The sequence below is a fragment of the Thalassolituus sp. UBA6592 genome, from assembly GCF_002433655.1.
Lineage (GTDB): Bacteria > Pseudomonadota > Gammaproteobacteria > Pseudomonadales > Oceanobacteraceae > Venatoribacter.
Genome location: NZ_DJIO01000142.1, coordinates 1 through 11276, shown reverse-complemented (window position 1 = coordinate 11276; position 11276 = coordinate 1). Strand labels below are relative to the sequence as shown.

The 11276-nt window shown below is 53.5% G+C and carries 11 protein-coding genes and 1 pseudogene; 8 read left to right on the top strand and 4 right to left on the bottom strand.

Annotation, left to right across the window (positions count from 1 at the left end; genetic code table 11):
* Window positions 1-384 (top strand): hypothetical protein (locus B2Z72_RS14115; protein WP_297005103.1); only part of this gene is annotated, 384 nt, incomplete at its 5' end.
* Here B2Z72_RS14115 and B2Z72_RS14110 read toward each other — a convergent pair.
* Both B2Z72_RS14110 and B2Z72_RS14105 read right to left on the bottom strand, forming a co-directional pair.
* Complete coding sequence (locus B2Z72_RS14110; RefSeq protein ID WP_349676671.1) at window positions 365-625, bottom strand: YkgJ family cysteine cluster protein; 261 nt, start codon at window positions 623-625, stop codon at window positions 365-367. The two genes, B2Z72_RS14115 and B2Z72_RS14110, sit on opposite strands and share 20 nt — an antisense overlap.
* A gap of 94 nt (window positions 626-719) precedes the next feature.
* The gene (locus B2Z72_RS14105) at window positions 720-1214 is read right to left on the bottom strand and encodes a hypothetical protein (protein ID WP_296980009.1); all 495 of its coding nucleotides are present in this window, start codon (window positions 1212-1214) and stop codon (window positions 720-722) included.
* 174 nt (window positions 1215-1388) lie between these two features.
* On the opposite strand from B2Z72_RS14105, the gene B2Z72_RS14100 reads away from it, so the two are divergent.
* The 6 genes from B2Z72_RS14100 to B2Z72_RS14075 all read left to right on the top strand — a co-directional run bounded on the left by B2Z72_RS14100 (window position 1389) and on the right by B2Z72_RS14075 (window position 9162).
* Window positions 1389-1937, top strand: a complete 549-nt coding sequence (locus tag B2Z72_RS14100; RefSeq protein ID WP_296980010.1) for a hypothetical protein — start codon at window positions 1389-1391, stop codon at window positions 1935-1937.
* 26 nt (window positions 1938-1963) lie between these two features.
* Window positions 1964-2116: a cell developmental protein SirA gene (locus B2Z72_RS14095; protein WP_296980012.1), complete on the top strand. Its 153-nt coding sequence runs from the start codon at window positions 1964-1966 to the stop codon at window positions 2114-2116.
* Window positions 2117-2788 carry a TIGR01621 family pseudouridine synthase gene (locus B2Z72_RS14090; protein WP_296980014.1) on the top strand — a complete coding sequence of 224 codons (672 nt, stop codon included), beginning with the start codon at window positions 2117-2119 and terminating at the stop codon, window positions 2786-2788.
* A 281-nt stretch (window positions 2789-3069) separates the two neighbouring features.
* Window positions 3070-4152, top strand: coding sequence for an efflux RND transporter periplasmic adaptor subunit (locus tag B2Z72_RS14085; RefSeq protein ID WP_296980016.1), 1083 nt, complete (start codon window positions 3070-3072; stop codon window positions 4150-4152).
* A gap of 3 nt (window positions 4153-4155) precedes the next feature.
* Window positions 4156-7338, top strand: a complete 3183-nt coding sequence (locus B2Z72_RS14080) for an efflux RND transporter permease subunit (RefSeq protein WP_296980018.1) — start codon at window positions 4156-4158, stop codon at window positions 7336-7338.
* Between the two features lie 246 nt (window positions 7339-7584).
* Window positions 7585-9162 (top strand): sensor histidine kinase, encoded by a 1578-nt coding sequence (locus tag B2Z72_RS14075; protein ID WP_296980020.1) that lies wholly within the window; start codon window positions 7585-7587, stop codon window positions 9160-9162.
* A gap of 35 nt (window positions 9163-9197) precedes the next feature.
* On the opposite strand, the gene B2Z72_RS14070 is transcribed toward B2Z72_RS14075, so the two are convergent.
* Window positions 9198-10013 carry a PhzF family phenazine biosynthesis protein gene (locus B2Z72_RS14070; RefSeq protein WP_296980022.1) on the bottom strand — a complete coding sequence of 272 codons (816 nt, stop codon included), beginning with the start codon at window positions 10011-10013 and terminating at the stop codon, window positions 9198-9200.
* 25 nt (window positions 10014-10038) lie between these two features.
* Window positions 10039-10929: a LysR family transcriptional regulator gene (locus B2Z72_RS14065; protein ID WP_296980023.1), complete on the bottom strand. Its 891-nt coding sequence runs from the start codon at window positions 10927-10929 to the stop codon at window positions 10039-10041.
* Window positions 10930-11066: 137 nt separating this feature from the next.
* On the opposite strand from B2Z72_RS14065, the pseudogene B2Z72_RS14060 reads away from it, so the two are divergent.
* A pseudogene (locus B2Z72_RS14060) lies at window positions 11067-11276 on the top strand (hypothetical protein); the annotation flags it as partial.

Sequence of the window (11276 nt, the reverse complement as noted above, 5' to 3'; positions counted from 1 at the left end):
AGCCAGAAAGCGCGAAGCGGGGAGGTAGCCCGTCCAGCGAGCGGGGCGGTCCGACGTTTCGGAAGTCCCCTCTATGAGGACAAGGGACCTGACATTTTTCGAAAATGCTTGAATAGAAATTTGTGGGACAGCAATGGCACTGACGCGCTTTTTATTTGCCTGAAAATACGCGCTTTTTATTTGTCTGAACTTTTTATTTGTCTGAAAAGACGCGCTTGTATCTGCCTGAACTTTCTATTTGCCAGAAAAATTCATCACAAAGCAGAACACACGACTGCAGACACCAACTCCTGCAGTTCACTGCTCCGCTTTGCGGCTGCTGAAAATCTGCTATTTTTGCGGATCTGCTACTTCTGCGGCTTGGCTACTTCTGAGGGGAAGTAAGCTGCTCCAGGTCAGTCATAATCATAATAGCTTGTTCACTACTACTGCCACATACCTGTGGCTCCGCAGCAAAATCACCGCAGACTTTCGGCCGCTCTGGCTGGCCAAACAGCCGGCACAGATTGTCCTCATCCAGTTGCACGCAGCGCACACCTGCAGGCTTACCTTCAGGCATACCGGGAATGGGTGATGAAATAGACGGTGCAATACAACAGGCACCGCAGCCCAGACGACATTGCAATGGATACTCCAGCGCAGAGTTCTGCATAAAACCAAGGGGGTCAGTCAGCCGCCATCAGAACCGACGACGGCTGTAAAAAGGCATGGTACCGCGCTCAGTAGCGATAACGGAATGTATCATCCTGTTTTTTTGTGTTGAGCAGCTTCCACAGCATCAGATTGTAACGGTTGGCATAGCGGCGCATATTCAGCAGACGCTGAGGATCATCTTCAACATTGCTGTATGTTTTCCAGCGGTAATTCAGCGGCTGAGCACTGTATTGCGTGGCGATCACCTGCTGCTGTTCATCTTTCATACCCGGCATTTCCTGATGGTCAGGAAACTGAATGGTGGCAAATTCATACTTACCGGCAGCAAAATTGTCTTTCGCTTCCTGCACCGGATCCGATGGCACACGAAAAAAGTGATCCTCGGCCCATGCATGGCCGGCAGTCGTGATGGCTAACAGAACGCCCACCAGCAACGCCAGCATAAACCCTCTGCCCCGACTGGCGGGGAACAGTTGCCAGGCAAAAGTCACGGACTGCGCGCTGTCAGCGCACCACTGATTTATCTGTCCGGCTGAGCGCTGATCATGGTTGGTCGTCATTACATCCCCTGAATTTTCATGTTTTGCGAACACTCAGTATAGAAGACCTGCGCGGCTTGCCATCGCCAGAGGGCTGGGATAGCCTTTGCGCCCTGATAGTCTGCAATAGCAGCCCCGAACTGATGGCCTGCAACAGCAGCCTCAAAGCCCCTGAACAACCACAAGGCGACCCTGATGTCTCTGCTAAAAGTAATAACAGCAAGTCTCCTGCTGACAGCAGCGGCCAGCCATGCAGCAGAAGAAGAATTTACCAATTTCCGCGTCGGCGTTGGCGGCTATGCAGCGGACCTGAGCAATGCTCCGCAATACATGCCAGACAGTGACCAGCCTGGATTTTCCGTATTTGCCGAATTTCCGCAAAGCAACGTCGCCGCATCGCGTTTTATTCTCTACCGCGTCAATGGCGAAGACGGACTGAAACTGCAGGGTGGCGAAACCCAATTAATGTGGGGCTGGGGACTGGCTAAAGAAGGCCCGCGTATTTACACAGGCCCGACCTGGCACTATGAAAAAATGCAGGTGCCGCGTGGTTCATCTGAGCGCTACAAAGTATTCAACGGCTGGGGCTGGCAACTGGGTGCCGGTTATCAGTTCCGTGCCGTGACACTGGATTTCGCCTTTGGCTGGCACGACAATCAGGATTACAACAAAGAAAATGACCGCGCAGGTCTGAAAGACGGTGATTACACCACCCAGAGCCTGCTGCTCAGCTATCGCTTCTGATCTGCACGAAGAACAAAGGAATTATCATGACCACCCCAGTTGCTGTGCGTTATATGTCCCGGGCTGAAATTGAACGCCTGATGTACAGTCTCAACGCCTCCGCCGATAACGAAGAAGCCCAGCTGTTTGAAGCGCTGGTGCGTCGTCTGCTGGAAATTATGGAGCAGGAATCCTACTGAGTGAGCAGCGCCCGCCTTCCGAATATGCTGCTGGATGTCGTGCATGACGCCGGCGACTGGCTGGCGCTGTATAAGCCCGCCGGTATTAATATGCACAGTGAAGACGGCGAAGCCGGCATCGTAGTGCTGGCCAGCCAACAGCTTGGTCATGAGCTTTTCCCGGTACACCGGCTCGATAAAGTCACCTCCGGCCTGCTACTGATGGCCAAAACCAGCGCTGCCGCGGCACGGCTCAGCAAACTGTTTGCCGAACACCGGATTCAGAAATTTTATATCGCTCTGAGCACGGCCAAACCCGCGAAAAAACAGGGCTGGATTAAAGGCGATATGGCCAAAGGGCGTAATGGCAGCTGGCTGCTTAAGCGCACGCTGGAAAACCCCGCCATTACCCGCTTCATCACCCATTTAGACGAAGCATCAGGCCGCCGCCTGTTTTTGCTGATGCCAAAAACCGGTAAAACACATCAGCTGCGGGTAGCGCTGAAAAGCCTCGGCAGCCCCATCGAAGGCGACAGCCGCTATGGTGGCAGCCCCGCCGACCGCACCTATCTGCACGCGTTTGCCCTGCAATGGCAGGACGAAGATGGCCTGCATCAGCTGACAGCTCTGCCCCAGAGCGGAAAGTGGCCTGAGCTGCCGCAAAGCTGGAAGCAACCCTGGTCTGACGCCTGACAAGCACGGTTGCCTGTACCTTAGCCGCTCCCGGCGCGGCCTGTAACCCGCGCCCGGAGCAATAAACTCTCCCGGTGCAATTCAGCGAACTCTGCCTGCTTACCCCAACTGCCCCCGCTCAATCCCACTTAAAACGATCTCTTCTATACTGCTGAGAAGGATTCTGAGCCTGACAAACCTGCGCTTGCAATTGCCATATTAGTATATTCTAATACAGTAATATTAAATAAGCTTTGCGGTTAATGCGCGTTTGGCAGCCCACTTTCGAAGAGGAATCGTCCATGTCCCGTCATACACATCCCCTGCGTACTCTGCGCTCTTCCTTTCGCCCAAACATACGCTCTTGTATAAAAGGCGCACTGCAGATCAGTCTGCTGGCCGCCGCTCTGCCGGCTCTGGCAGCAGAATCCATCAGCCTGAAACCCGTCACTGTGCCGGTGTACTTCGATCTGGAAGCCACACTGGAAGCAGTCAATGAAAGTACGATTTCGGCTCAGACCAGTGGTGCTATCAAGGCGGTTTACTACGACGTCAACGATCAGGTCGAACAAGGCGCGCTGTTAATCGAAATTGACGACACCCAGCAACAGGCCCAGCTGCAACAGGCCAACGCTAATCTGGCTCAGGCCCGCGCACAGAATGAAGACGCACAGGTGATTCTGCAGCGTAATACCCGTTTGTTTAAACAAGGGACACTGTCCCAGGGCGAAATGGACAGCACCACAGCTCAGGCAAAAAGTGCTGCCGCTGCTGTGAAGGCCGCAGAAGCGGCACTGACCCAGGCGAAAGAGCAGGTAGCCTACACCAAAGTCCGCGCCCCTTATTCTGGTTTGGTTAAAAGCCGTCAGGTGGAGCTGGGTGAACTGGTGAATCCGGGTCAGGCCCTGATGACCGGCATGTCGCTGGAAAAACTGCGCGCGGTTGCTGATGCACCGCAGCGTATTGCCAGCCAGTATCGCGATGCCAGCCAGATTTCCGTGCGTATTGGTGAACAGTCAGTCGCTCCGGAAAGCGTTGTGCTCTACCCGTTTGCCGATGCCACCCATCACAGCGTGCGCCTGCGCGCGAACCTGGCAGCCGGAACCAAAGGTGCTGACGACAGCCTGCTGTACCCGGGCCAGTGGACCAAAATCCGCGTCCAGACCGGTGAACGCAGCGTCCTTCTGCTGCCCCGCTCTGCCGTGCTCAAGCGCTCAGAACTGACATCCGTTTACGTCCTCGATGACGGTCAACCGGAGCTGCGTCAGGTACGTACCGGCAATCAGTATGACGGCCAGGTTGAAATCCTGTCCGGCCTCAGCGCCGGTGATCAGGTAGTCACTGACGCCCTTGCCCAACTGGCCGATATCAGCAAAGGAGAGTAAGGCATGTCTCTTGGTATCTCCGGTAAAATAGCGCACGCCTTTCAGAATTCGGCGATTACTCCGCTGCTGGCCTTAGTCGGTCTGCTGCTGGGCTTCTTTGCCATCATGGTCACCCCAAAAGAGGAAGAGCCTCAGATTGACGTGACCTTCGCCAACGTTTACATCGGCTTTCCCGGCGCCAGTGCCCGTGAAGTGGAACAGCTGGTGTCGATTCCGGCCGAACAGGTGCTGTCTGAAATCAAAGGCGTGGACGACATTTTCTCCATCAGCCAGCCTGGCCAGTCGGTCCTGACAGTGGCCTTTGAAGTGGGTATTCCGCGTGAAGAAGCCATTCTCAATCTGTACAACCAGGTGCACAGCAACAAAGACTGGTTTCCGCAGAATCTTGGTGTCTCTGACCCCATTATCAAGCCGATGGGCATTGATGATGTGCCGATCATGGCCATTACGCTGTCGGCAGAAAACCCGGAGATAACCACCGAAAGCCTGACTCAGGTGGCCCACGCTCTGGAAGTCGAGCTGAAACGTATTCCCGGCACCCGCGACATCTACACCATCGGCGGTCACAACGACGTGGTGCAGGTACGCCTGGACCCGGCACGCATGAATGGCCACGGCCTGGCCTTTGATGATGTGCGCAACGCCCTGATGAGCGCTAATGCCGGTGGCTATCGCCAGCCGCTGATTCAGGATAACGAAGTCATTCAGATTCAGGCCGGTAATTTCCTGCAGAACACCGCAGAACTGCAACAGCTGATCGTCGGTAAATCAGCCGGCGGACTAGTGTACTTATCCGATGTCGCGACTATTTCGCGAATGGCGGATGTTCCGGATCAGGCGGTATTTACCCGCGATCTGGGCGAAGCCACCTCCTCGCCTGCGGTGACTCTGGCCATTGCCAAACAGCCGGGTATGAATGCCATTGATATCACTCAGGCTATCGACGAGCGTCTGGAAAAACTGCACAACCGCCTGATTCCCGCTGGCGTCAAAGCCGAAGTTACCCGTGATTACGGCATTACCGCCAAAGATAAATCCGACAAACTGATCGCCAAACTGCTGTTTGCCACGGCTGCGGTGGTCGTGCTGGTACTGGCAACCATGAGCTGGCGCGAAGCCATCATTGTAGGTGGTGCAATTTTTATTACTCTGGCGATCACCTTATTTGCCAGCTGGGTGTGGGGCTTTACCCTCAACCGCGTCTCTCTTTTCGCGCTGATTTTCTCCATCGGTATTCTGGTCGATGACGCCATTGTGGTAGTGGAAAACATCCACCGACACCTGCACATGGGCGGCAAGAAACTGCTGGAAGTGATTCCGGTGGCCGTCGATGAAGTGGGCGGTCCAACCATTCTGGCAACCTTTACCGTGATCGCCGCACTGATGCCAATGGCCTTTGTGTCCGGTCTTATGGGGCCATATATGAGCCCGATTCCGATCAATGCCTCCACCGGTATGCTGATTTCACTGGCCGTCGCCTTTGTTGTGACCCCATGGTTATCCTACAAGCTGCTGAATAAAACCGTATCCGCCGGTGCCCACAGCCATGAAGAGCCGGACCCGCGTCAGGGTAAGCTGTACAACTTCTTCAATAAGCTGATGCGTCCGTTTACGGTTGGTGCTCATGCTGCGAAAAAACGCGTGCTGCTGTTTGCTGCCATCACAGGTCTGATTTTCCTCGCTGTCGCCCTGCCGGCGTTTGAACTGGTGGTGATGAAAATGCTGCCGTTCGACAATAAATCGGAATTCCAGGTGATGGTCGACATGCCGGAAGGCACACCAGTTGAGCAAACGCTGCGGGTTATGGAAGAACTGTCGGATGAACTGATGAAAGTGCCGGAAATTAAAGACGTACAGCTGTACGCCGGCACCGCTTCACCGATCAACTTTAACGGTCTGGTGCGCCAATACTATATGCGCGCTTATCCGAATCAGGGCGATATTCAGGTCAATCTGGTAGATAAACATGAACGTGACCGCCAGTCTCACGATATTGCGCTGTCAGTGCGTGAACCGCTGCAGAAAATCGGCCTGGCGATGAACGCTAACGTCAAAATCGTCGAAGTTCCACCGGGTCCGCCGGTAATGGCACCGATTGTCGCGGAAGTCTACGGTCCGGATTACGACCGTCAGATCAAAGCGGCAAAAGAACTGCGCTCACTGTTTGAGAACACCGCGGATATCGTCGACGTCGATGACTATGTGGAGGCCGATCAGGAAAAATGGCTGCTGGATATCGACCGCCAGCGCGCAGCCATGCTGGGGGTTGCCCAGAGCAGCATAGTGCAGGCGATCAATACCGCACTGGGCGGTGAAGATGTCAGCTACCTGCACACTGAGCACAATAAATATCCGCTGCCGATTCGTCTGGAACTGGCAGAAGGCGATAAAGTCGATCTGAACCAGCTGATGGTGATGAAAGTCCGCTCGCAAACCGGGGCCTTTGTTCCTCTGGCGGATCTGGTGCACGTGCGTAAAAGCACCATCGAGAAAAACATTTATCACAAAAACCTGCAGCCAGTGGTATTTGTCACCGCCGATATGGCCGGTGAACTGGACAGTCCGTTGTATGGCCTGTTCAGCATTGCCTTCGGCATGGAAGATGCCGGCCTGAACTGGGAACAGTGGTATATCCAGCAACCGGCCCTGGCTGACGACATCAGCATGAAGTGGGATGGTGAATGGCAGATTACTTATGAAACCTTCCGTGACATGGGTATCGCTTACGGCGTCGGTATGATCCTGATTTATCTTCTTGTTGTCGGTCAGTTCCGCTCCTATCTGGTGCCGCTGATTATTATGGCACCGATTCCACTGACCGTGATTGGTGTTATGCCGGGCCACGCCCTGTTTGGCGCGCAGTTCACTGCCACTTCCATGATCGGCATGATCGCACTGGCCGGCATTATCGTGCGTAACTCGATTCTGCTTGTCGATTTCATCAACCAGAAAAGTGCAGAAGGTATGGCCTTTGCCGATGCGGTGATCGTCGCTGCTGCCGTGCGCGCACGCCCCATTGTATTAACCGCCGTGGCGGCCATGATCGGAGCGTTCTTTATTCTCGATGACCCGATCTTTAATGGTCTGGCGATTTCGCTGATCTTCGGCATTTTCGTCTCGACCATGCTGACGCTGGTGATCATCCCCCTGCTGTATTACGCCGCTTTCCATAAACAGCACGACTGATTCCCTTCTGGTCTGTCTGTGTTTTCAGCCCGCGGCAACGCGGGCTTTTTTTGTTCTGGCGCCAAAGCGCGTCATTGTTGTTTTATTAACCAGCTTTATATTCCCCCGGATCGCTTCTCTGCTAAACTACATAAGCCTTATCTCTGCGCAGACCCGTACGACGACCAATACAGCGACCAGTACAACGCCGCCCTGTACAACACAAGCGGCACAGGGCTGCCAGACAGACTCACAGACAAGGGATTTATGGATAATCAGACTGATGATCTGACCGGGAATTTAAACAAGCCCCGCCGCTCTATCCTCTGGCGGGTCATTCTCTATTTTGCGGCGGCGTCCGTGGCGCTATCCCTGCTGCTCTCCGCCATTGTCGGCGGCTGGAACTACCACAGAGAAACCCGCGAATTCGAGCATCGTCTGCAGGACATCCGCAACAGTTACTCCCAATCACTGGGCTCCAGCCTGTGGTTTTACGACGAAATTCAGATCCGCTCCCAGATCAAAGGCATTATGAATCTGGAGGCCGTCAACTACGTGCGAGTCACGGATCAGCTGAACATGAATGTGGAACAGGGTGTGCGCCCACACCATTCAGAAATTCAGACCATTACCCTCACCTTTAATAACAAACAGATCGGTATTCTGGAAATTGCCTTTAACCGCAGTCTGGTTATTCAGCGCGCCTGGGATGCCGCCGTGTCCGGCATGTTTGTGCAGCTTATCAGCCTGATGCTGCTGGCCACGCTGCTGGGGTTTATCGTACACACGCTGGTTAACCGCAGAATTCGTCAGCTGGCAGACGAAGTTAAAGTACGGACCAGCACTAATTTTTCTGCTCTAAGCCTGCGCGAAAGCGGCAGTGAGGATGAAATCGATCAGCTGACCCGGGCGTTTAACGCGCTGGGCGAACAGATGAATACTGAGCTGCTGCAAAAGAATCAGGCCCAGCAACAGTTGCGTACCATCAACCTTGAGCTGGAAGACCGGGTAAACGAGCGTACGCACAATCTGCAACGCACCGTCGATGAACTGAATCATGCACTGGATCAGCTGAATGCCACCCAGACCAAACTGATTGAAGCAGAAAAGCTGTCTTCTCTTGGTGGTATGGTGGCTGGTATCGCCCATGAAATTAATACGCCGCTGGGTTTGTGCATTACCATTCAGTCGTACATCAACGACAACTATCAGACAGTCCGCGAAGCCTATGAAGCGGGTTCGATGAAGCGCCAGGACTTTGCCGATTTTATGGGTATGCTGGATGAAAGCCTCTCCATTCTGGATAAAAACCTGCAGCGCGCCGCCCACCTGATCAAAAGCTTTAAACAGGTATCGGAAGACCAGACCGGCGAACATATCCGCCGTTTTGTTCTTAATGACTATCTGAAAGAAATTCAGGAAACTCTGTCGCCCAAGTTCAAACAGAACCGCCATAAAGTGGAAATTGATTGTGCCGACAGTCTGTGGATGGAAACCTACGCCGGTGCCATCAGCCAGATCATCACCAACCTGATTATGAATTCGCTGCTGCACGGCTTCGAACATCGCGACGATGGCCTGATCCGAATTCAGGCTGCGGAAGCCAAAGGCGACATCATTATCCGCTATTCCGATAACGGCAAAGGCCTGAATGATGAAGCGAAGCAGAAGATTTTTGAGCCCTTCTATACCACTAAGCGTGGTCAGGGCGGCACCGGGCTTGGCATGCATCTGGTGTATAACATCGTGCACCAGCGCCTGCACGGCGATATTCAGGTGGAAGATACCAGCGAAGGGGCGGCCTTCCGCCTGACTATTCCGAAAGTGACTGTCGAAGAAAGCTGATAGCTGCCCGAAGAAGCAGATTCAGACAATAATCCTCAGATAAAAACCGTGCCCTGCATATAGGTGATGGCTTTACCGGATACCGTTACCCGCTTGCCCAGGTCCTCACAATAAAGATCCCCTCCCCTGGCTGATAACTGTTTGGCGATCAGCTGTTTTTTACCGAGTTTTCTGCTCCAGTAAGGAATTAACGAACAGTGTGCGGATCCGGTCACCGGATCTTCAAAGACACTTGCCTGGGGGGTAAAAAAGCGGGATACAAAATCCACGTCATGTCCCTTCTTATCTTTCCCCTTAACATCACGTCCCCTGGCTGTCACTACAATGCCGCCAGGGTCCAGATTAATGGTATTTAATAATGTCTGGTCCGGTTCGATATGGCGGATAATATCTTCATCATTGAAAACAAGAATGTAATCGCGGGATTTGAGAATCTCCACCGGCGCCTGTTCAAACGCATCCAGAATAACCTGCGGAATATCGCTGATAACCGGCGGCCGCGAAGGCAGATTCAGTGTCAGCAGATCACCGTCGATGCTTACCTGTAATTCACCGCTGGCAGAGTGAAAACTGATAACATTCAGCTCTGCATGTATATACCGCTTGATCACATGCGCCGCAGCCAGCGTGGCATGTCCGCACAGATCCATTTCAATTTCCGGGGTAAACCAGCGGATGGCAAAACCCTCACCCTCGCGCACAAAGAATGCTGTCTCGGCGACGGAATTTTCCATAGCGATGCGTTGCATAACCTCTGCCGGCAGCCATTGTTCTAATGGACAGATGGCTGCCGGATTTCCACCGAACACGTTATCAGTAAAGGCGTCGATCTGATAAATCGGTAATTCCACAATATTTTTCCTCTGTCAGTCCAACTCACCAGGGATTCTGTTTAAACCAGTCATCGAGATAATCAATCAGTGTCCGCACAGCCTTTGACTGGTGTTTGCGCGAGGCGTACAGGACATAAATTTTAAGATCTTCCGGACGCCATTGTGGTAACACCGTCACCAGCGCGCCACTCTGCAGTAATTTGCTGACCATGTAGGTTGGCTGCAGAGCAATGCCCATTCCCAGTTCAGCGGCAGTCATTAACGCCGTCACTTCATTGGCCGTCAGGCGACAATGCATATCCACCGCCCGGTTACCCAGCGTATCGTGATGCAGATTCCACACATGACGACCGAAATTACGGTAACCAAGGCAGTCGTGCTGTTGCAGATCTTCCGGTTCCTGAGGCACCCCACGGCGTTTAAGATACTCAGGTGACGCCACCAGCACAGACTCACACAGGGCAATAGGCTTGCCAATAAGGGACGGGTCCGGATTACTGGCAAAGCGCAGTGCCAGGTCGATGCGCTGAGCGGTCAGGTCAGTCACCGTATCCTGCAGCTCCAGATCGACCAAAACCCGCGGATAGCGCTGCATAAAGCCACGCAGCGCCGGCACCAGTTGGGTAAATCCAAACGACATGCTGGTCGCCAGCCGGATCTGTCCGGACGGTTCCTGATGATCGACATGCATCTGCTCTAGCTTCTCTGCCTGCTGCAACCACTCTTCGACCTCAGCCAGGCATTCCGCTCCGGCCGTCGTCAGCGAGATTTTACGTGTGGTGCGATGAAACAACCGGGTCTGCAGCCAGCTTTCCATGGCCTCCAGATGACGGGTAACCATAGGCCGCGACATATCCAGCCGGTCTGCGGTGCGGGTAAAGCTGCCGGAGTACGCCAGATCAACAAAGACTCTGGCAGCCAGGATACGGTCCATACATCAACGTGCTCGGATTATGAAATAATGATGCCTATTATTTGATATTTTTCCATTACTAATCAATACGCATAATGCTCCCATCTGCTCAATAACATTCCTCTGCCAAGGAATAACCCGACATAATGGAGAACAACATGAAACCTACCCTGCGCACTACCGTCACCCGCTTCGGAAAACAGGCCGCTACCCTGTTAGCCGCTACCGCCATCAGCCTCAGCTCAGTTAACGCCAGCGCCGAAGAAAACAAGCCGCTGACCTTTGATGTCTACAATGCCGGTGCCAACAGCTTCCACGTCAACGCGACGCTGGTGATTGGTGAGACTGAAACACTGCTGGTTGATACC